The sequence below is a fragment of the Massilia agilis genome, assembly GCF_024756255.1.
Classification (GTDB): domain Bacteria; phylum Pseudomonadota; class Gammaproteobacteria; order Burkholderiales; family Burkholderiaceae_D; genus Telluria; species Telluria agilis.
In genome coordinates, this window is the sequence record NZ_JANUHB010000001.1 from 809,863 (window position 1) to 830,399 (window position 20,537).

24 protein-coding genes are annotated in these 20,537 nt (G+C 65.2%); 10 read left to right on the forward strand and 14 right to left on the reverse strand.

The window, feature by feature from the left end:
- Positions 1-63 precede the first annotated feature (63 nt).
- Together ilvN and NX774_RS03685 are read right to left on the reverse strand one after the other, a co-directional pair.
- The gene (ilvN, locus tag NX774_RS03680; protein WP_258820790.1) at positions 64-555 is read right to left on the reverse strand and encodes an acetolactate synthase small subunit; all 492 of its coding nucleotides are present in this window, start codon (positions 553-555) and stop codon (positions 64-66) included.
- A complete protein-coding gene (locus tag NX774_RS03685; protein WP_258820791.1) occupies positions 555-2,282 on the reverse strand; it encodes an acetolactate synthase 3 catalytic subunit in 1,728 nt (575 codons plus the stop codon). The genes ilvN and NX774_RS03685 overlap by 1 nt, the downstream gene beginning before the upstream one ends.
- A 519-nt stretch (positions 2,283-2,801) precedes the next feature.
- Here NX774_RS03685 and NX774_RS03690 point away from each other — a divergent pair.
- From NX774_RS03690 to NX774_RS03705, 4 genes are read left to right on the forward strand one after another with little or no spacing between them, the layout of a single operon-like run.
- Entirely contained in the window at positions 2,802-3,371 is a 570-nt protein-coding gene (locus NX774_RS03690; protein WP_258820792.1) for an RNA polymerase sigma factor, read from the forward strand.
- Entirely contained in the window at positions 3,368-3,784 is a 417-nt protein-coding gene (locus NX774_RS03695; protein WP_258820793.1) for a DUF3619 family protein, read from the forward strand. Before NX774_RS03690 ends, NX774_RS03695 begins: the two co-directional genes overlap by 4 nt.
- 11 nt (positions 3,785-3,795) lie before the next feature.
- Complete coding sequence (locus NX774_RS03700; protein ID WP_258820794.1) at positions 3,796-4,590, forward strand: DUF3106 domain-containing protein; 795 nt, start codon at positions 3,796-3,798, stop codon at positions 4,588-4,590.
- Positions 4,580-5,089 (forward strand): RDD family protein, encoded by a 510-nt coding sequence (locus NX774_RS03705; RefSeq protein WP_258820795.1) that lies wholly within the window; start codon positions 4,580-4,582, stop codon positions 5,087-5,089. Before NX774_RS03700 ends, NX774_RS03705 begins: the two co-directional genes overlap by 11 nt.
- Positions 5,090-5,119: 30 nt before the next feature.
- Here NX774_RS03705 and NX774_RS03710 read toward each other — a convergent pair whose 3' ends face one another.
- The 12 genes from NX774_RS03710 to NX774_RS03765 all read right to left on the reverse strand — a co-directional run bounded on the left by NX774_RS03710 (position 5,120) and on the right by NX774_RS03765 (position 14,485).
- Positions 5,120-5,836 carry an RNA pseudouridine synthase gene (locus NX774_RS03710; RefSeq protein ID WP_258820796.1) on the reverse strand — a complete coding sequence of 239 codons (717 nt, stop codon included), beginning with the start codon at positions 5,834-5,836 and terminating at the stop codon, positions 5,120-5,122.
- Entirely contained in the window at positions 5,836-6,867 is a 1,032-nt protein-coding gene (gene ltaE, locus NX774_RS03715) for a low-specificity L-threonine aldolase (RefSeq protein ID WP_258820797.1), read from the reverse strand. The genes NX774_RS03710 and ltaE overlap by 1 nt, the downstream gene beginning before the upstream one ends.
- Before the next feature lie 4 nt (positions 6,868-6,871).
- Positions 6,872-7,774 (reverse strand): class I SAM-dependent methyltransferase, encoded by a 903-nt coding sequence (locus NX774_RS03720; RefSeq protein WP_258820799.1) that lies wholly within the window; start codon positions 7,772-7,774, stop codon positions 6,872-6,874.
- Positions 7,761-7,955, reverse strand: a complete 195-nt coding sequence (gene iscX / locus NX774_RS03725) for a Fe-S cluster assembly protein IscX (protein WP_258820800.1) — start codon at positions 7,953-7,955, stop codon at positions 7,761-7,763. The genes NX774_RS03720 and iscX overlap by 14 nt, the downstream gene beginning before the upstream one ends.
- Positions 7,956-7,965: 10 nt before the next feature.
- Entirely contained in the window at positions 7,966-8,307 is a 342-nt protein-coding gene (gene fdx, locus NX774_RS03730) for an ISC system 2Fe-2S type ferredoxin (RefSeq protein ID WP_258820801.1), read from the reverse strand.
- Between the two features lie 121 nt (positions 8,308-8,428).
- Positions 8,429-10,318, reverse strand: a complete 1,890-nt coding sequence (gene hscA / locus NX774_RS03735; RefSeq protein WP_258820802.1) for a Fe-S protein assembly chaperone HscA — start codon at positions 10,316-10,318, stop codon at positions 8,429-8,431.
- 118 nt (positions 10,319-10,436) lie between these two features.
- Entirely contained in the window at positions 10,437-10,952 is a 516-nt protein-coding gene (gene hscB, locus NX774_RS03740) for a Fe-S protein assembly co-chaperone HscB (RefSeq protein ID WP_258820804.1), read from the reverse strand.
- A gap of 6 nt (positions 10,953-10,958) precedes the next feature.
- Positions 10,959-11,282 carry an iron-sulfur cluster assembly protein IscA gene (gene iscA, locus NX774_RS03745; protein ID WP_258820805.1) on the reverse strand — a complete coding sequence of 108 codons (324 nt, stop codon included), beginning with the start codon at positions 11,280-11,282 and terminating at the stop codon, positions 10,959-10,961.
- 15 nt (positions 11,283-11,297) lie between these two features.
- On the reverse strand, positions 11,298-11,684 hold the full coding sequence (gene iscU, locus NX774_RS03750) for a Fe-S cluster assembly scaffold IscU (protein WP_258820806.1): 387 nt from the start codon (positions 11,682-11,684) through the stop codon (positions 11,298-11,300).
- Positions 11,685-11,771: 87 nt separating this feature from the next.
- Complete coding sequence (locus NX774_RS03755) at positions 11,772-13,031, reverse strand: IscS subfamily cysteine desulfurase (protein WP_258820807.1); 1,260 nt, start codon at positions 13,029-13,031, stop codon at positions 11,772-11,774.
- 19 nt (positions 13,032-13,050) lie between these two features.
- Positions 13,051-13,533, reverse strand: a complete 483-nt coding sequence (gene iscR / locus NX774_RS03760; protein ID WP_258820808.1) for a Fe-S cluster assembly transcriptional regulator IscR — start codon at positions 13,531-13,533, stop codon at positions 13,051-13,053.
- 181 nt (positions 13,534-13,714) lie between these two features.
- The gene (locus NX774_RS03765; RefSeq protein WP_258820809.1) at positions 13,715-14,485 is read right to left on the reverse strand and encodes a uracil-DNA glycosylase family protein; all 771 of its coding nucleotides are present in this window, start codon (positions 14,483-14,485) and stop codon (positions 13,715-13,717) included.
- Between the two features lie 90 nt (positions 14,486-14,575).
- On the opposite strand from NX774_RS03765, the gene NX774_RS03770 reads away from it, so the two are divergent.
- The 6 genes from NX774_RS03770 (at position 14,576) to NX774_RS03795 (ending at position 20,427) form a co-directional block, all read left to right on the forward strand.
- The gene (locus NX774_RS03770; protein ID WP_258820810.1) at positions 14,576-15,508 is read left to right on the forward strand and encodes a DUF4351 domain-containing protein; all 933 of its coding nucleotides are present in this window, start codon (positions 14,576-14,578) and stop codon (positions 15,506-15,508) included.
- A 92-nt stretch (positions 15,509-15,600) separates the two neighbouring features.
- Positions 15,601-16,047 (forward strand): CBS domain-containing protein, encoded by a 447-nt coding sequence (locus NX774_RS03775; protein WP_258820812.1) that lies wholly within the window; start codon positions 15,601-15,603, stop codon positions 16,045-16,047.
- A 155-nt stretch (positions 16,048-16,202) separates the two neighbouring features.
- The gene (locus tag NX774_RS03780) at positions 16,203-17,414 is read left to right on the forward strand and encodes an efflux RND transporter periplasmic adaptor subunit (protein WP_258820813.1); all 1,212 of its coding nucleotides are present in this window, start codon (positions 16,203-16,205) and stop codon (positions 17,412-17,414) included.
- Complete coding sequence (locus tag NX774_RS03785) at positions 17,411-18,103, forward strand: ABC transporter ATP-binding protein (RefSeq protein ID WP_258820814.1); 693 nt, start codon at positions 17,411-17,413, stop codon at positions 18,101-18,103. The genes NX774_RS03780 and NX774_RS03785 overlap by 4 nt, the downstream gene beginning before the upstream one ends.
- 3 nt (positions 18,104-18,106) lie before the next feature.
- Entirely contained in the window at positions 18,107-19,264 is a 1,158-nt protein-coding gene (locus NX774_RS03790) for an ABC transporter permease (protein WP_258820816.1), read from the forward strand.
- A complete protein-coding gene (locus tag NX774_RS03795; protein ID WP_258820817.1) occupies positions 19,261-20,427 on the forward strand; it encodes an ABC transporter permease in 1,167 nt (388 codons plus the stop codon). Before NX774_RS03790 ends, NX774_RS03795 begins: the two co-directional genes overlap by 4 nt.
- Positions 20,428-20,537: the final 110 nt, after the last annotated feature.

Below are 20,537 nucleotides of genomic sequence, written 5' to 3' on the forward strand. Positions count from 1 at the left end.
AGAGTAATGTGATAGCTGGTTGGACGCGTGGGCAGCAGAGCTGCCCACCCTACGTTCCGGTCCTTACACCTTCAGGATGCGTTCGCCGCGGCCGATGCCCGAGCCGCCGGTACGCACCGTTTCGAGGATCGCGGCGCGGTCGATGGCGCCAATGAAGGCGTCCAGCTTGTCCTTGTTGCCGGTCAGCTCGATGGTGTAGGTCTTTTCGGTCACGTCGATGACGCGGCCGCGGAAGATGTCCGCCGTCCGTTTCATCTCTTCGCGTTCCTTGCCGACCGCGCGCACCTTGATGAGCATGAGCTCACGTTCGATGTGCGGGCCTTCGGTCAGGTCCACGACCTTCACGACTTCGATCAAGCGGTTCAGGTGCTTGGTGATCTGCTCGATGATGTCGTCCGAGCCGCTGGTGACGATCGTCATGCGCGACAGGGTCGCGTCTTCGGTCGGCGCCACGGTCAGCGTTTCGATGTTGTAGCCGCGCGCGGAGAACAGGCCCACGACGCGCGACAGGGCGCCAGCTTCGTTTTCGAGCAGGACGGAAATGATGTGTCGCATTACAGGTCCTCCGAGCCGAGCAGCATTTCAGACAAGCCTTTGCCAGCCTTCACCATCGGCCAGACGTTCTCGTCCGGGTCGGTGAGGAAGTTCATGAACACCAGCTTGTCCTTCATCGCAAACGCTTCGCGCAGCGCGCCTTCCACGTCGGACGGCTTGGTGATGCGCATGCCCACGTGGCCATAGGCCTCGGCCAGCTTCTGGAAGTCCGGCAGCGAGTGCACGTACGATTCCGAATAGCGCGACTCGTAGTCCAGCTGCTGCCACTGACGCACCATGCCCAGGTAACCGTTGTTGAGCAGGATGATCTTCGGCGTCAGGTGGTACTGCTTGCAGGTGGCAAGTTCCTGGATACACATCTGGATCGAGCCTTCGCCGGTGATGCAGGCGACGGTCGCGTCCGGATTGGCCATCTGCACGCCCATCGCGTACGGCAGGCCCACACCCATCGTGCCCAGGCCGCCCGAGTTGATCCAGCGGCGCGGCTTGTTGAACGGGTAGTACTGGGCGGCCCACATCTGGTGCTGGCCAACGTCGGAGGTGATGAAGGCGTCGCCTTCGGTCACTTTCCACAGGGTTTCGATCACCGACTGCGGCTTGATCACCTCGTCCGAATGGTGGTACTTCAGGCATTCGCGCGAGCGCCAGGCGTTGATCTGCGTCCACCAGTTCTTGAGCGCGCCGGCATTCGGCCTGGTGTCGGTCGCGTCGAGCTGGCTCAGCAGTTCAACGAGCACGTCCTTGACGTTGCCCACGATCGGGATATCGACCTTGACCCGCTTGGAAATCGAGGACGGGTCGATGTCGATGTGGATGATCTTGCGCGGGTTGGTGGCAAAGTGCTTCGGATTGCCGATCACGCGGTCGTCGAAGCGCGCACCAATCGCGATCAGCACGTCGCAGTGCTGCATCGCCATGTTCGCTTCGAAGGTGCCGTGCATGCCGGGCATGCCGACCGACTTGTCGCTGCCGGCGCGGTAGCCGCCCAAACCCATCAGGGTGTTGGTGACCGGGTAGCCGAGCTTGTCGACCAGCTTGTTCAGCTCGGGCGCCGCATTGGCCAGGATCACGCCGCCGCCGGCGTAGATCATCGGACGCTCGGCCTGCAGCAGCAGCTGCACGGCCTTGCGGATCTGGCCCGCGTGCCCCTTGTCGACCGGCTTGTACGAGCGCATCTCGATATCGCGCGGGTACTCGAACATGGTCTTGGCCATGCTGATGTCCTTCGGGATATCGACCAGCACGGGGCCGGGACGGCCGGTGCGGGCGATGTAGAAGGCCTTCTTCATGGTCGAGGCCAGGTCCTTGACGTCCTTGACCAGGAAGTTGTGCTTGACCACCGGGCGCGTGATGCCGACCGTGTCGCATTCCTGGAAGGCGTCCTGGCCAATCGCGTGGCTCGGCACCTGGCCGGTGATGACCACCATCGGGATCGAGTCCATGTACGCGGTGGACAGGCCGGTGACGGCATTGGTGACGCCCGGACCGGAGGTGACCAGGGCAACGCCGACGGTATTGGACGAACGGGAATAAGCGTCAGCAGCATGGACGGCGGCCTGTTCGTGGCGCACCAGGATGTGCTGGAACTTGTCTTGCTTGAAAATGGCGTCGTAGATATACAGGACTGCACCGCCCGGATAGCCGAAGACGTGTTTGACGCCCTCCTCGGCCAGGCAACGCACGACGATCTCAGCGCCCGTGATGGGAGCCGTTGCTTCGTTACTCATAACATTCCTTTCAAAACCCACAGGGAAGTGATCGGATGCTCTTTCCTAACGAAATGCGTTTGGCGCGACAGGTGCTCAGCTTTCCCTTCTTCCTGCGGTCACATCGATCCTGCAGATACCCGTAGATACCCTGTGAACCGATGCTGGTCGCAACTCGTTCTAGCGTGAGTGTCTGTGGCGCGGTTGCGCATTTCTCGCGCTTGTGGCGCGGGTGGGAGCAAACTGCCTACAAATGAAAGCGAGTCAATGCCGGGTAAGACCTTGTGTGGCTGGCCCGGTGACTTGGGGGCTTCGGGGTTGCAAAGCGTGACAAACACCTTACTGCGTTGCAGCATTTTGGTCAAGCGCCTTGTGTGACTTTGTTCGAAATCAGGGCGAACCGCGCCAAACTGGTGCAAAACCCAGGGCGGATGGGGGCGCAGGCTGCGTTAAGCCTGTGCATACCGCTGTGTTTTTTGCTAGCATTCGTCAGTTTTCCCAAATGCCACAGGCAAAGTACCTCGGCGCACCCTTCATCGCATGGCCACAGACAAAGAACTCAACGACTTCCTCGGGAACGTCGAGCGGCGCGCCTTCAAGCAAGCCGTGTATGCGGTGAGAAAGGACGAAGCGGCGCTGGACATCGTGCAGGACGCGATGATCAAGCTCGCCGAAAAATATGGCGACAAGCCGGTCGCCGAACTGCCGATGCTGTTCCAGCGCATCCTGCAGACCACGATCCTCGACTACTTCCGGCGCGAAAAGGTGAGAAACACCTGGGTCAGCCTGTTTTCCGGGCTGGGGCGCCGGGAGGAGGAAGACGAGGATTTTGATATACTTGCATCTTATGAAGCCGAGGAAGGCTCGGCCGCCGCCGAGTCCAGTGCGGACCAGGTGGAACGTGCCGAAACCTTGCGCCTGATCGAGGAAGAAGTGCAGCGACTCCCCGCGCGTCAACGGGAAGCCTTCCTCATGCGTTACTGGCAGGACATGGATGTGGCCGAGACGGCCGAAGCGATGGGGTGCTCCGAGGGCAGCGTCAAGACGCATTGCTCTCGCGCTACGCACGCCCTGGCCGAAGCCCTCAAAGCCAAGGGAATTAAATTATGAACACGGACGACATCAACCTGGCGTACAAGATCCGCCACGCCCTGAACGACAATCTTGATGCCCTGCCCGCTTCGACCACCGAACGGCTGGCAGCCGCGCGTGCGCGCGCTGTGGCGCGCAAGAAGGCCGATGCGCCGGCGCGCAAGCAGGCTCGTCCGGCATTCAACATCCACGCCATGCTGTCGATGGCCGGCCTGGGCCGCGTTGCGGTGGCGGTGCCGTTGCTGGCGGCCGTGTTTGGCTTGGCCGGGCTGTACCAGTACGAACAGCAGCAGCGTATTGCCGAGCTGGCCGAACTGGATGCCGCCGTGCTGTCCGACGAACTGCCGCTGACCGCCTACACCGACCACGGCTTCAACGCCTATCTGGCCTCCCAAGCCCAAGGGCAGGACCAGCAACGCGCGACCCAATGAGGGCAAACGGCTTGCGTTTCCGTTACACCGCCATTGCCTGCACGGCCGCGCTCGCGCTGGCCGGCGCGGCGGCATTTGCCGTGGCGCAGCAAGCAGGCGCGCCCGTGCCGGCGACGCCTGCGGGCCAGCCGGCCGCGGCTGCAGCCCGGCCGCCGGCCCCTGCCGCCGGCGCCAAGCCTGCCGCCACCAAACCTGCCAAAACGCCGGACAAGCCGCTCTGGCGCGACCTTTCGCCCGCGCAGCGCGCCGCGCTCGACCCGCTGGCCACCGAATGGGACCAGATGGATGGGGTACGCAAGCAAAAATGGCTGGAAATGGCCAACCGCTTCAAATCCATGTCGCCCGAAGAGCAGCAGCGCGTGCATGAGCGCATGCGCGAGTGGGTGCGCCTGACGCCGGCGCAGCGCAAGCTGGCGCGCGACACCTACACCCGCACCAAAAAGCTGGCGCCGGGCGAAAAGACCTCGACCTGGGAAAGTTACCAGCAGCTTCCCGAAGAGCAGAAGCAAAAGCTCGCCGCCGAGGCTGCGGCACGCAAGCAGGCCGCGGCAGCGGTGCCGAGCCGGCGTGCGCCGACCCCGATCCACAAGAGCCCGACCGGGTGCCCGGCCGGCATGGCCAAGAACCCGGTCTCGGCAGCGCCGCCCTGCGTGCCTGGCGCGGCGCCGGCACAGGCGCCGGCCGCAACGCCTGCGGCGCCCGCCCCTGCCCCGGCCCAGCCGGCACCTGCCGCACCGGCCACGGCAACGCCCACTCCTTCGACTACGCCGGCCGCGCCGGTTTCGCCTCCCCCGAATGCTCAATAATTTCGAGACGGCGGCCACGCCGACCGTCAAGCGCCGCCTCATCTCGATGGTCTACGAAGCATTCTTGCTTGCCTCGGTAGAGGCGCTCGCGACCGTCATCTACATGATCGTGACCGGAAACCGACAAGAGCCGGTGTTCCAGCACGGCCGCAATTTCGTCCTGTTTCTGGTCGCCGCAGCCTATTTCGTTCACTTTTGGACAGACAGCGGGCACACGCTGGCGATGAAAACCTGGCGTATTAAGCTAGTGCAGCCTGGATACGCGCGCGTCCCGTACCGGATCGCGGCGATCCGCTACCTGCTCTCGTGGGGGTGGTTCTTGCCGGCGCTGATGGTCTGCTACGCCGTAGGTTTGCAGAGAGGCCAAGCGGTAATTGCCATCGGCATCGGCATCGTGGCCTGGGCCATGACCGCGTTCCTCGACAAGGACCGCCAGTTCCTGCACGATAAGCTGGCCGGGACGCGGCTGGTGTCGATGCCCAAACCAAGCAAGCAATAACCCGCCGTTGGTGCGCCGGTTCGGGGCTAGTCAGAACCGCTCGAACTCGCCCAGGTAGCGCCAGCGGCCCTCCGCCAGCCCTGCCAGCGGCACGCGTCCAATGCGCAGGCGCTTGAGCGCCACCACGTTCAGTCCGACCGCGCGGCACATATGCTCGACCTGCCCCGGCCGGAAGCCCTTCCCCGCAAATCGCAGCCGGTTTTCGCTCTGCCAGCTCGCCTTGAGCGGACCAGTGGCTTTGCCCTCGAACGTGAGGCCACGATTGAGCAGCGCCAAGCCGCCTTCGGGCATCTTGCCGGTCACGTCGGCCACGTACTCGTGTTCGAAGCGGTCAGCCTCGTCCACGAGCTTGCGCGCCACATGGTAGTTCTGCGTGTAGACCACCAGGCCGCTGGCACCGGTCTCCAGCGGCACGGCCAGCGTGAGCTTTGCCAGGTGCCGCTTCAGGAAGCGCTCGCGCCCTTCGAGGTTCTCGGGCGTCAGGCAGTCGGTCGCAGGGCGGCCATCGCCGCCGCACGCGAAACCGGCAGGCTTGTGCAGCAATATGGTCACGGGCGCCAGGTCGACGGCAGTCGCGCCCTGCAGCATTTGAACGGCCTGTGTGTCCGTCACGCGCGTGGCGGGATCTTCGACCACCACGCCGTCCACGCTCACCCAGCCGCCCGCGATGTAGCGTTCGGCCTCGGCGCGCGAACACGGCACCAGGGTCGCGACGCGCTTGGCCAGGCGTACGCCTTCGTCGGTCATCAAGCGCGCCAGTCTTTGAAGAACGCCTTGAACGCGGCGATGGTGCGCTCGACGTCTTGCGCGTTCACGTCCAGGTGCGTGACCAGGCGCGTGTGCGGGCCGACCGACGCGCGGATGCGTTGGCCCGCCAGGTAGGCGCGCAGCGGCTCGCACGCGGCGGCGGGGATATCCACGTAGAAGATATTGGTCTGCGGCGTGGTGACCGTCAGGCCGTCGATGTCGGCCAGACCGCGCGACAGCCGGGCGGCATTGTCGTGGTCCTCGGCCAGGCGCTGCACGTTGTGCTCGAGCGCGTACAGGCCCGCTGCGGCGATGATGCCGGCCTGGCGCATGCCGCCGCCCAGCATCTTGCGCCAGCGCTTGCCCTGCTCGATCAGCGCTTTGGAACCCAGCAGCACCGAGCCCACCGGCGCGCCCAGGCCCTTGGACAGGCACACCGACACGCTGTCGAAACCAGCCACGGCCTGGCGCAGGCTGATACCCTGCTTGACCGCCGCGTTGCAGATGCGGGCGCCGTCCAGGTGGGTGTTCAGGCCCTTGGCGTGCGCGAGCGCGGTTGCCGCCTTCACGTACTCCTGCGGCAGCACGCGGCCACCGATGGTGTTTTCCAGCGCCAGCAGGCGGGTGCGCGCAAAGTGGATGTCGTCGGCCTTGATGTAGCCTTCGATGTCGGCCAGCGCGATCGAGCCGTCCGGCTGGTTGGCGATCGGCTGCGGCTGAATGCTGCCCAGCACCGCGGCGCCGCCGCCTTCGTATTTGTAGGTGTGCGCTTCCTGGCCGACCAGGTATTCGTCGCCGCGGCCGCAGTGGCTCATCAGCGCGATCAGGTTGGTCTGCGTGCCGGACGGCGCGAACAAGCCCGCCTCGAAGCCGAACAGGTCGGCCGCGTAGTCCTGCAGGCCGTTGACGGTGGGGTCGTCGGCGTACACGTCGTCGCCAACGGGTGCGGCGGCCATCACGGCGCGCATCGCCTCCGACGGCTGGGTGACGGTGTCGCTGCGAAGATCGATCCAGTTATCGCTATTGCTCATGTTCTTATTCCGTGGGGGTGACAGTTTCAAGCTGCGCCGTTTGCCCGCTGTAGAAACGCTGGCCCATCTCTTCCAGGCCCAGCGTGGACAGCACTTCCTGCAGCCGCTCGGCAGGACGGCGGCGCGGCAGGTTCTTGTAGGTGGCGACGATCAGCTCGTTCTTCATCGAGTGCTCCCAGCCCACCAGTTCGGTCACGTTCACCTGGTAGCCGTGGCTTTCCAGTTGCAGGCAGCGCAGCACGTTGGTGATCTGGCTGCCGAATTCGCGCGTGTGGATCGGGTGGCGCCACAACTCGGTGAGCACGTTGCGTCCCAGCTGGCCGCCCTTGTTCTTGCGCAGGACCGAGGCCACTTCGGCCTGGCAGCACGGCACCAGCACGATGTACTTCGCTTTCTTCTTGAGCGCAAAGTCGATCGCGTCGTCGGTCGCCGTGTTGCAGGCGTGGAGCGCGGTGACCACGTCCACCGTCGGCGGGAGCAAGCTTGACTTCGTGGACTCGGCCACCGACAGCGGCAGGAACGACATGCCGGTAAAGCCCAGCCGCTGCGCGAGTTCGGTCGATTTCTGCACCAGCTCTTCGCGCGTTTCAATGCCGTAGATGTGCGAGCCGTCGTTCAGGTTCTTGAAGAACAGGTCGTACAGGATGAAGCCGAGGTAGGACTTGCCGGCGCCGTGGTCGACCAGCGACACGCCCGGGTGCTGTGCGAGCACGTCCTGCAGCAGCGGCTCGATGAACTGGTACAGGTGATATACCTGCTTGAGCTTGCGTCGGCTGTCCTGGTTCAGTTTGCCGTCGCGGGTGAGGATGTGCAGCTCCTTGAGCAGCTCGATCGACTGGCCGGGTCGCACCTCGGGCGGCAGTTCCGGCACGGCCGGCGCCTTGTTCGTCTTGTCAGCTCGCTTCATCGATCCATGCCTGCTGTATCGCTTCCAAAATCTTTTCCCCGCCGCGCGCGTGGTCGTCGTCGAAGCCTTCGAGCCCGATGACCCAGTTGTGCAGGTCCACGAAACGCACGGCCGTCGGGTCCACGTCCGGGTACTTGTCGTAAAGCGCTTCGGCAATCGCGGAGATGTCGGTCCACTTCATGGCGCTACCCTCAATGGTTCTTTTCGGCCGCGTGGTTGATGGTGTACTTGGGGATCTCGATGACCAGGTCCTCGGTGCCCACGATGGACTGGCACGACAGGCGCGAGACAGGCTCCAGGCCCCAGGCCTTGTCGAGCATGTCCTCTTCCTTCTCTTCCGGCTCATTGAGCGACTCGTAGCCTTCGCGCACCAGCACATGGCAGGTGGTGCAGGCACAGACGCGGTCGCAGGCGTGCTCGATTTCGATGTCGTTCTCGAGCATGACGTCGCAGATGGATTTGCCGGCCGGCGCTTCCACGACCGCGCCCTCGGGGCAAAACACCGGATGGGGCAGGAATACGAGTTGTGGCACTTCTGTTACCTCTTTGGTTATCTGACGTCGTTCCCGCGGAGGCGGGAACCCATAGACCGCGTGCCAATCAGGCTCAGCATGGGTTCCCGCCTGCGCGGGAACGACGTTGTTTAAGGCTGTCTTATACCTGATCCAGCGACTTCCCAGCCAGCGCGCTGCGCACGCTCTTGTCCATGCGGCGGGCGGCGAAATCCTCGGTCCCGCGCGAGAGCGCCTGCACCGCATCATGCAGCGCGTTCTGGCGCGCCCCGGCCTCGGTCGATTCGTCGTTCGATTTGGCCAGCGTCTCGCGCACCGCCAGCATCAGGCCGTCGAGCGCCGTGCGCTCGTCCAGCGCCAGCAGGTCGCCGTCATTGTCCAGCGCCGACTGGGTCGCCAGCAAGATGCGCTCGGCCTCGACCTGCTCTTCGCGCAGCGCCCGCAATTGCATATCGACCTGGGCCGAGGTGTACGAGTCCTGCAGCATGCGCGCCACTTCGTCGTCGGACAGGCCATACGACGGCTTGACGGTGATCGACGCTTCCACGCCCGAGCGCGTTTCGCGCGCGGACACCGACAGCAGGCCGTCGGCATCGACCTGGTAGGTCACGCGGATGCGCGCCGCGCCAGCGGCCATCGGCGGAATGCCGCGCAGCTCAAAGCGCGCCAGCGAGCGGCAGTCGGACACCAGCTCGCGCTCGCCCTGCACCACGTGCACCGCCAGCGCGGTCTGTCCGTCCTTGAAAGTGGTGAACTCCTGCGCGCGTGCGCACGGGATCGTCGAATTGCGCGGAATGATCTTCTCGACCAGGCCGCCCATCGTCTCGATACCGAGCGACAGCGGGATCACGTCCAGCAGCAGCCAGTCGTCGCCGGGCGCGCGGTTCCCTGCCAACAGGTTGGCCTGGATTGCCGCGCCCAGGGCCACCACCTTGTCCGGGTCGATGTTCGCGTGCGGGATGGTGTGGAAGAACTCGCCCACCGCGCGGCGCACGTGCGGCATGCGCGTGGCGCCGCCGACCATGACCACGCCATCCACGTCCTCGACCGACACGTTCGCATCGCGCATGGCCTTGCGGATCGCGTTGATGGTCTTGGTGACCAGCGGCCGGGTGATCTCGGCGAAGGTTTCGGCGGTGACCGTCACCTGCACGATCTCGCCCGATTTCAGGATCGCCTCGACGGTGGTCTCGGCGTTGGTGGACAGGAGCTCCTTGGCCTGGCGCGCCTTGACCATGAGCGTGGCGGTGTCCTCGTTCGACAACGGCGCCAGCTTCGCTTCGTCGCGGATGTGGCAGAACAGGCGCTGGTCGAAGTCGTCGCCGCCCAGGGCCGAGTCGCCGCCGGTGGACATAACCTCGAACACGCCCTTGGTGAGCTTGAGGATCGAGATGTCGAAGGTGCCGCCGCCCAGGTCATACACGGCATAGACGCCTTCCTTGCCGTGGTCCAGGCCATAGGCGATCGCCGCCGCGGTCGGCTCCGACAGCAGGCGCAGCACGTTCAGGCCCGCGAGCTGGGCCGCGTCCTTGGTGGCCTGGCGCTGCGCGTCGTCGAAGTAGGCGGGCACGGTGATCACGGCGCCGACCAGTTCGTCGCCGAGCGAATCTTCGGCGCGCTGGCGCAGCGTGGCGAGGATCTGGGCCGACACTTCCACGGGGCTCTTCACGCCCGCGACGGTCCTGATCTGCACCATCCCGGGCGCATCGACAAAATCGTATGGCAGGTTTTCGGCGTGGGCGATGTCCTTCAGGCCGCGGCCCATGAAGCGCTTGACCGAGACAATGGTGTTCTTCGGATCGGTGGTGCGGTGGGCCTGCGCCTTGTAGCCGATGTTGGCGTGGCCGTTGGGCAGGTAACGCACGATCGACGGCAGCAGCGGCCGTCCGTCCTCGTCGCTGAGCACTTCAGGGCTGCCGCTGCGGACCGTTGCGACCAGCGAGTTGGTGGTGCCCAGGTCGATACCTACCGCCAGCCGGTGCTGGTGCGGCGCGGTCGACATGCCGGGTTCGGAGATTTGCAAGAGTGCCATGTGGTGTTACCTGTTTTGTTCTTTTAGGGTGGGCACTTGTGCCCACGCGGGGTGGGACACGCCGCGTATCGCCGCGTGGGCACAAGTGCCCACCCTACGCAGGCGCGGCCGGCCGAATTCAGCTTTCCAGCGCTTCGAACGCGTAGTGCACCTCGTCGCCGAATTTGTCGAGGAACATGAGCGCGCGCACGTCCTGCGCCGCCTGTTCGTATTGGCCGGCGTCCAGCGCGTGCCCGATTTTCGCCAGCCGCTCCTTGCGCTCGCGCTTGAGCTGGGCATCCAGCTCGTCCAGCGCGCCCGCGTCCTTGGCGGCACGCGCATCGCCCAGCGCCTCGCGCCACTCCATCTGCTGCATCAGGAAGTCCATCGGCATGGCCGTGTTCGATTCCGTCTGCAGGTCGATGCCGTTCAGCTCGACCAGGTAACGCGCCCGCTTGAGCGGGTTCTTCAGCGTCTGGTAGGCCTCGTTGGCGCGCGTGGCCCACTGCATCGCCACGCGCCGCTCGGTGTCGCTGGCGTTGACGAAGCGGTCGGGATGCACGCGGCCCTGCACGTCGCGGTAGGCGGCGTCCAGGGCCGGCAGGTCGAGGTCGAAGCGCGCCGGCAGGTTGAACAGCTCGAAGTGGTTCTGCATGGAGCCTTAGATGCGGAAGCTCTCGCCGCAGCCGCAGGAGTCCTTCACGTTCGGGTTGTTGAAGCGGAAGCCCTCGTTGAGCCCTTCGCGCGCGAAATCGAGTTCGGTGCCGTCGATGTACGCCAGGCTCTTGGGATCGACAAAGACCTTCACGCCGTGCGATTCGAACACCACGTCCTCGGGCGCGGCCTCGTCCACGTATTCGAGCTTGTATGCCAGGCCCGAACAGCCGGTGGTGCGCACGCCGAAACGCAGGCCCACGCCCTTGCCGCGGCGCTCGATGTAGCGCGTGATGTGCTTCGCTGCCTTTTCGGTCAGGGTGACTGCCATCTTTTCCTCCTGGGCTTACGCGCCCGGGTGCTTGGTCTTGTAGTCCGCCACGGCGGCCTTGATTGCGTCTTCGGCCAGGATCGAGCAGTGGATCTTCACCGGCGGCAGCGCCAGCTCCTCGGCGATCTGGGTGTTCTTGATGTCCAGCGCCTGGTCGAGCGTCTTGCCCTTGACCCATTCGGTCACCAGCGAGCTCGAGGCGATCGCCGAGCCGCAGCCATAGGTCTTGAATTTCGCGTCCTCGATCAGGCCTTGCTCGTTGACCTTGATCTGCAGCTTCATCACGTCGCCGCAGGCCGGTGCGCCGACCATGCCGGTGCCGACCGCCTCATCGCCCTTGTCGAACGAGCCGACATTGCGCGGGTTTTCGTAGTGGTCCAACACTTTGTCCGAATATGCCATTTTGATGCTCCCGGTGTAAATTCTTGCGTAGGGTGGGCAGATCCTCTGCCCACGCGTTCAATCAACCTGTGCCAGCAGTGCCGATGCTTAGTGCGCCGCCCACTGGATCGAATTGATGTCGATCCCGTCCTTGTACATTTCCCACAGCGGCGACAGCTCGCGCAGCTTGCCGACCTTTTCCTTGAGCAGGTTGACCGCGAAGTCGATGTCCGACTCGGTCGTGAAGCGGCCGATGGTGAAGCGGATCGAGCTGTGCGCCAGCTCGTCGCTGCGGCCCAGGGCGCGCAGCACGTACGACGGCTCCAGGCTGGCCGAGGTGCAGGCCGAACCCGACGACACCGCGATGTCCTTGACGGCCATGATCAGCGATTCGCCCTCGACGAAGTTGAACGACACGTTCAGGTTGTGCGGCACGCGATGCTCCATGTCGCCGTTGATGTAGACCTCTTCGATCTCCATCAGGCCCTTGGCCAGACGGTCGCGCAGCGCCTTGATGCGGCCCAGTTCGCTGTCCATCTCTTCCCTGGCCAGGCGGAAGGCTTCGCCCATGCCCACGATCTGGTGGGTCGGCAGCGTGCCCGAACGCAGGCCGCGCTCGTGGCCGCCGCCGTGCATCTGCGCTTCCAGGCGCACGCGCGGCTTGCGGCGCACGTACAGCGCGCCCACGCCCTTCGGGCCGTAGGTCTTGTGCGCGGTGAAGGTCATCAGGTCAACCTTCAGGTTCTCGAGGTTGATGTGCACCTTGCCGGTCGCTTGCGCGGCGTCGCAGTGGTAGATGATGCCCTTCTTGCGGCACAGTTCGCCGATCTCGGCGATCGGCTGCACCACGCCGATCTCGTTATTGACCAGCATGACCGAGACCAGGATGGTGTCCGGGCGCATTGCCGCTTCCAGCTGTTCGAGCGAGATCAGGCCGTTGTCCTGCGGCTCGAGGTAGGTTGCCTCGAAGCCCTGGCGCTCCAGCTCGCGCACGGTGTCGAGCACCGACTTGTGCTCAGTCTTGACCGTGATGATGTGCTTGCCCTTCGTCTTGTAGAAGTTGGCCGCGCCCTTGAGCGCCAGGTTGTTCGACTCGGTTGCGCCCGAGGTCCAGATGATCTCGCGCGGGTCGGCGCCGACCAGCGCGGCCACCTGGGCGCGCGCCTCTTCCACCGCCGCCTCGGCGCTCCAGCCGTAGGCGTGGCTGCGCGAGGCGGGGTTGCCGAACTGCTCGCGCAGGTAGGGGATCATCTTGTCCGCCACGCGCGGATCCACCGGCGTGGTCGCCGAGTAGTCCATGTAGATCGGAAAATGCGGTGCGGTGGCGAAGCTCTTTTCCAGTTGTTGCGTGTCCAGGGGCGCGTTCATCAGTTCACTCCAATCTGCTTCAATCTTGTCCGACGGCGGCGTGGCTGTTGCGGTGCACCACCACGACGTTCTGTTGTTCTTTCTGCTTTTGCTGGTCAACCAGGTCCTGCAGCGTGACCGAATCGAGGTAGTCGACCATCTTTTCGTTCAGCGTGGCCCACAGCTCGTGGGTCATGCAGCGGGTGCCGGTGGCGGCATCGGCGCCATGGCAATTTTCCTTGCCGCCGCACTGGGTGGCATCGATCGGCTCGTCCACCGCGATGATGATGTCGGCCACGGTGACCTTTTCCGCCGGGCGCGCCAGGCTGTAGCCGCCGCCCGGGCCGCGGATCGATTCGACGATTTCATGGCGGCGCAGCTTGCCGAACAGCTGCTCCAGGTAAGACAGCGAAATGGCCTGGCGCTGGCTGATGCCCGACAGCGTGACGGGGCCCTTGCCCTGGCGCAGGGCAAGATCGATCATCGCGGTAACAGCAAAACGGCCTTTGGTGGTCAGACGCATCACAACCCCGGTTGATGTTAGAATATTGCGTTTCTTTAACTAATTCGGATCGCCTTGCAGGCTGATAAAAACCCGATTAGTTGAATGATTTAGTCAAGTATAGCGCATTCGGCCGGCTTTGTCTTGGCGGCCTGCGATTCCTGCTGCGGCGCAGCGACGCCGCCTTCCCGCCTCTTCTTTCTTACCGGGCACGCAACAGCTGCATCGGGCCGAACAGCTTTTGCATGCCGTCGTGCTGGATGAACGACAGGTTGTAGGGGTGCTCGGCGCAGACCTGGGCAAAGCGCGCGGTTTCCGGCAGCTTCTTCAATTGCTCGGCGATCTTGCCCCACAACACGAGCGTCGGCGGGGCAGGAAGGTCGGCCAGCGCGGCCAGCACCGTTTGCAGGAATGGCTGCCAGGCGCGGGCTTCGACTGCCGGGGCGACGTGGGGCCGGAAAACCAGTGCCGCGTTCAGCAGCAGGAAGCCGTGACCGGTCAGGTTGGACTGCAGTTCGGCCAGCGTGCGGATGCTGCCGTTGGTGCGCGCCGCGGCGGCGACGGGCGCAAGCGCCTGCCCGCTGCAATCGCCGCTCTGGAGTTGGCCGTCGGCCACCAGCAGCATCTTCATGAAGTTGCGCAGCGAGGTGGCGCGGTTGACCGCCTTCGACAGGCCGTTCTCGCACCACAGTTCGCCAACCGCGCCGTCCATGAAGCAGACGCCGGTCGCGCTTTCCTCGCGCGGATATGGCCCCTCGCCCACCAGCACGTAGCGCACCTGCTCCAGCGGCAGCGCGAACGCGGCAAACAGGCGGTTGCGCGTTGGCAGATAGTGGTCGTCGGCCAGCGCCGGCAGGTAGGCCGGGCTTGCCTTTGCCATCGCTTCCAGTCCCTTGATCAGGTGCGGGCGCCAGGAGGTGTGGGCAAGATCGAGGGCGGACAGGATCGGCTGGGGGATGGCGCTGGCGGGCATTGGGGGTGGCAGACGAGGGAAAAGGGAATTGTACTGTGCTGGATCATTGGCCGACAGATGACGGAGCTGTGCCGGGCTGGTCGAAGTAGCATGAGCGACGATTACGACACCCCGTGGAAGGATGCGCTGACAAGGTACTTTCCGGAATTCATCGCCTTCTACTTCCCAGCCGCCTATCGGGCAATCAACTGGACGATCCCGCATGTCTTTCTCGAACAGGAACTGGCACAGGTTGTTCACGACGCCGAGACAGGCAAGCGACGCGTGGACAAGCTGGCACGAGTCGCCCTGCTGGACGGTGCGGAGGAATGGGTGCTGGTGCACGTGGACGTGCAGGGGAACTACGACAGTAACTTTGCCGAACGCGTTTTTATATACAACTACCGAATCTACGATCGCTACCGTCGGCCCGTCGCCAGCCTCGTGGTGCTGGCCGATGGCTCGGCCAAGTGGTCGCCCGACAGCTTTAGCTATTCCCTTCTGGGTTGCGCGATGGGAATTCGGTTTCCTACGGCCAAGCTCAACGGTTTCGCGCCTCGGCTTGAGCAGCTGCTAGGCGACGAGAACGTTTTTGCACTCGTCACAGCTGCGCACCTGCTCACGCAACAAACGCGAGGGCAACATGTCCAACGGCGAGATGCCAAGTTCCGTCTTGCTCGGCTGCTTTACGAGCGGAAGTGGGACAAGCAAAGGATTGTTGATCTGTTCAGCGTGATCGACTGGATGATGTACCTCCCGCCCGGGCTTCAGAAGCAGCTCATGGATGACATCAACGGTCTGGAGAAGGAGCGTGGCATGCCCTACATGAATTCGTTTGAACGCCGCGGGCTGGAACGTGGCCGTGAAGAAGGCCGGAAGGAGGCGCTCAGCGATCTTCTGACCCGCCAACTCGAAAAGCGCTTTGGCCAACTTCCGGATTCTATCCAAGAGCGCCTGAAAGAAGCGGAGCCGGCAGACCTGCAGCACTGGGGCGAAACCCTGCTCGACGCGCCAACGTTGGACCAGGTCTTCAACCGCTGCTAGCCGCATCCAACCATGCGTCCGCCTTTCCCGATCCGGTGCATGATGGCGCCCTGCCCCACGAGGCACGCCAACCAATCGAGAAGGAGGCCAAGATGCAAACGATCCAGGATGTGATGACCCGCGACGTCCGCACCATTTCGCCGCAGGACAACGTGCAGCATGCCGCGCAAATGATGGACGAGCTGAACGTCGGCGCGATCCCCGTCTGCGACGGCGACAAGCTGGTCGGCATGATCACCGACCGCGACATTACGGTGCGCTCGACCGCGGCCGGCCAGGCACCGCAATCGACCCGCGTGGCCGACGTGATGAGCACCGACGTGCGCACCTGCACCAGCAACCAGAGCGTGGACGAGGTGCTCGGCCAGATGGGCGACGTCCAGATCCGCCGCGTGCCGGTGCTGGACGAACAGTCGCACCGCATGATCGGCATCGTCTCGCTTGGCGACATGGCGACCAAGCACTCGGCCGGCATCGACCATGCGCTCGACGAGATTTCCAGCCCGTCCGCGCCTGACCGCCCGCAAACGCAGCACTGACCAGCGTACGAGCGCAGGCGCCGCAGCGCCTGCGCCTGCAAGAGGCAAGCCATTGGCCCGTCTCAGACAACAGTCAAAAAGCCGCGCCCGCGTGGAATTTCGTTACCGCCCCGCTGTCCACCAGCTTTGCAAGACCGTATGAACGCGTTGTCGAAGTGGACACTCCGGATCTCTCCAAACTGTCGATCGACCGTGGCGCCCAGCCTGGCGCCCGGCGGCGGCGCAAACTTCCGCGATGGCTGTGGCTGCTTGCTGCGCTGGTGCTGCTCGGCGCCCTCACCGCGCTGCGCATCTGGACGGCGCCACCGGCGGTCGAAATCGTCAATGTGACCCTGGCCTACCCGGCCCAGGCGCTCACCGTGCTCAACGCAACCGGCTACGTGGCGCCGCAACGCAAGGCCGCCATCTCATCGAAGGCGACGGGGCGGTTGGAATGGCTGGGCGTGCTGGAAGGCAGCCGGGTCAAGGAAGGCCAGCTCATCGCTCGGCTGGAAAACCGCGACGTGGCCGCCGCGCTCGGCCAGGCCAGGGCGAACGTCGAAGTCGCGCGCGGCAACCTGGCGCAAGCGAAGGCCGAGCAGGTGGAGGCGGCCAACGCCTTGCGCCGCAACGCCGAGCTGCGCGCCAAGAACTTCATCGCCCCGGCCACGCTCGATGCCGTGCAGGGCCGCTACGACAAGGCGCGCGCCAACGTCGAGGCCACCCAGGCTGCGGTGGCCGCGGCCGAGGCCAATGCGCGCGCGGCCCAGGTGGCGCTGGACCAGACGCTGATCCGCGCGCCCTTCGACGGCGTGATCCTCACCAAAAACGCGAACGTGGGCGACAACATCACGCCCTTTTCCTCGGCCGCGGAGGCAAAGGGCGCGGTGGTCACCATGGCCGACATGGACACGCTCGAAGTGGAGGCGGACGTCTCCGAATCGAACCTGGCCAAGATCGCGGTCGGCCAGCCGGCCGAGATCCAGCTCGACGCTTATCCTGGCCTGCGGCTGGACGGCGTGGTGTCGCGCATGGTGCCGACCGTGGACCGTAGCAAGGCCACGCTGCTGGTCAAGCTGCGCTTCGTGCACCTGGACCCGCGCGTGCTGCCGGATATGAGCGCGCGCGTGGCCTTCCTGTCGCGCGCCCTGCGCCCCGGCGAAAAGCAGCCGCTGCCCGCCGTGCCGCCGGCCGCCATTGCCCGGCGCGGTGGCCGCACGGTGGTGTTCGTGCTGGCCGACCGCAAGGTGCAGGAAAAGCCGGTCTCGGTCGGCCGCAGGCTGGGCGACCTGGTGGTAGTCGAGTCACTGGTGCCGGGCCAGAAGGTGGTGTTGAATCCGCCGCCGCGCCTGGCCGACGGCGAGCCTGTCGAGCAGGCGAAAAAATGATGGCGGCGCTAGTCCAGATCGAGCACCTGGCCAAATCCTACCGGCGCGGCCGACAGGTGGTGCCGGTGCTGACCGATATCACGCTGTCGGTCGCCGCCGGCGACTTCACCGCACTGATGGGGCCATCGGGATCGGGCAAAAGCACGCTGCTCAACCTGATCGCCGGGATCGACAAGCCGGACCGTGGCATCCTGCGCGTGGCCGGCCTGGACATCACCGCGCTGTCGGAACCGGAGCTGGCCGACTGGCGCGCCGCGCACATCGGCTTCATCTTCCAGTTCTATAACCTCATGCCGGTACTGAGCGCGTTCGAAAACGTCGAACTGCCGCTGCTGCTGACGAACCTGTCGCGGCGCGAGCGGCGCGAGCGGGCCGAAATGACGCTGCAGATGGTGGGCCTTTCCGACCGCATGGACCACCTGCCGGGCGAACTATCCGGCGGCCAGCAGCAGCGCGTGGCGATCGCGCGCGCCATCGTCACCGACCCGGTGCTGATCGCCGCCGACGAGCCCACCGGGGACCTGGATCGCGCCTCGGCCAGCGAGGTGCTGGACCTGATGCAGCGCCTGAACCGCGAACTGGGCAAGACCATCATCATGGTCACGCACGACGCCCACGCGGCCCAGCAGGCGCGCACCATCATCCACCTGGAAAAAGGCGAGCTGCTGGCGGCGCCGCAGGGCGCGTAGTCCATGCAAAGGCTCAAGCTCATCCTGCGCAACGCGCTGCGCCACAAGCTCAGGAGCGCGCTCACCGTGGTGGGGATCGTCATTGCCACCCTCGCCTTCGGCTTTCTGCAGACCGTGGTCAAGGCCTGGTACGCGGGCGCGAACGCGGCATCGAACACCACGCTCATCACGCGCAACGCGGTCTCGCTGGTGTTCCCGCTGCCGCTGTCGTACGCGGCCAAGATCCGCGCCATCGACGGCACCCGCCGCGTGGCCTGGGCCAACTGGTTCGGCGGCGTGTACCAGGACCCCAAGAACTTTTTCCCGCAGCTGGCCGTGTCCGGCGAAAGCTACCTCGACATCTACACCGACTTCGTCCTGCCGCCGGACCAGCGCAAGGCCTTCCTGCGCGACCGCAAGGGCGCCATCATCGGGCGCAAGCTGGCCGACCAGTACCACTTCAGGATCGGCGACGTGATCCCGCTGCGCGGCACGATCTTTCCCGGCCAGTGGGACTTTGTGGTGCGCGGCATCTACGAGGGGCGCACGCCGAGCACGGTGACCACGCAGATGTTCTTCCACTGGGATTACCTGAACGAGACCCTGCTCAAGACCACGCCGCGCCGCGCCAACCAGGTGGGCGTGTACGTGGTGCAGATCACGCGTCCCGACCAGGCGCCGGAGGTGAGCGCCGCCATCGATGCCACCTTCAAGAACTCGCTGGCCGAAACGCTGACCGAAACCGAGAAGGCGTTCCAGCTCTCGTTCGTGTCGATGTCCGATGCGATCGTGGTTGCGATACGGCTGGTGTCTTATGTCGTCATCCTCATCATCATGGCCGTGATGGCCAACACCATGGCGATGAGCGCACGCGAGCGCCTGTCGGAATATGCCACGCTCAAGGCGCTCGGCTTCGGGCCGCTCTTCGTAGGCTCGCTCATCGTCGGCGAGTCGCTGCTGCTGTCGAGCGCGGGCGGCTTGCTCGGCATCGCCCTGCTCTACCCCGCGGCGGTCGCGTTCGCTGCGCGCATGGGCACGCTGTTCCCGGTGTTCGAGGTCGCGCCGCTCACGGTGCTGATGCAGGCTGCGGCCGCCATCGCGGTCGGCGTGGTCGCGGCCATTGCGCCGGCCGTGCGCGCGATCCGCGTGAACATCGTCGATGGCCTGCGGAGCGTGGCATGAGGATCCCCCCTGGCTATGTCGCGCGCAACCTGTGGTCGCGCCGGCTGACCACCATGCTCACCGCCGCCGGGCTCGCGCTGGTGGTGTTCGTGTTCGCGGCCGTGCTGATGCTGAACGAAGGGCTGCACGACACCATGGTGACCACGGGCGAATACGACAACGTGGTGCTGATCCGCAGCTCGTCCGAGACCGAAGTGCAAAGCTCGGTCCCGCGCGCACAGGCCGATGCGGCGATCAGCCACCCGGCGGTGGCGCTCACGCGCGAGGGGCTGCCGCTGGCCTCGCGCGAGACGGTGGTGCTGATCTCGCTGGACAAGCGCGAATCAAGCCAGCGTTCCAATGTGCTGATCCGCGGGGTCGGGCCAAACGCGCTCGAACTGCGCCCGCAGGTACGGCTGGTGGCCGGGCGCATGTTCCGGGCCGGCTCTTCCGAAATCGTGGCGGGCGCCGGCGTGGCGCGGCGCTTCAATGGCGCGGGCCTTGGCGAGCGCATGCGCTTCGGCCAGCGCGAGTGGAACGTGGTCGGGCTGTTCGATGCGGGCGGCAGCGGCTTCGACTCCGAAATCTGGGGTGACGCCGACCAGCTGATGCAGGCGTTCCGGCGGCCGAGCTACTCGTCCATCGTGCTCAGGCTGGCCGACAGCGCGCAGTTCGAGCGCTTCAAGAAGGATATCGAAACCGACCCGCGCCTGACGCTGGAGGCCAAGCGCGAGCAGGCCTACTACTCGGACCAGACAAAGGCGCTGTCCACCTTCATCAACATCCTCGGCATGACGCTGTCGGTGGTGTTCTCGATTGGCGCGGTGATCGGCGCGACGGTGACGATGTATGCATCGGTGGCCAACCGCGTGGCCGAGATCGGCACCTTGCGCGCGCTGGGCTTCCAGCGCCGCAGCATCCTGGCAGCGTTTCTGGTCGAGGCGCTGATGCTGGGCCTGGTGGGAGGCCTGGCCGGGCTGGCGTGCGCGTCGGCCATGCAGCTGGTGTCGTTCTCGACCACGAACTTCCAGTCGTTCTCGGAGCTGGCGTTCGGCTTTCGCCTGACGCCGGCGATCGCGGCCGAGTCGCTGCTGTTCGCGCTGGCGATGGGTTTCGTCGGCGGCTTCCTGCCGGCGCTGCGTGCTTCGCGCATGGAGATCGTCGATGCGCTGCGGGCTGCGTGATACGGTCGCACGGTGGGCGGGTATGCCGCCGACGCGTGCAACTTGCGCTCGCGTGCGCGCAAATTCGTACGCTGCCTGAACGCGTGGGCAGACAAGCTGCCCACCCTACG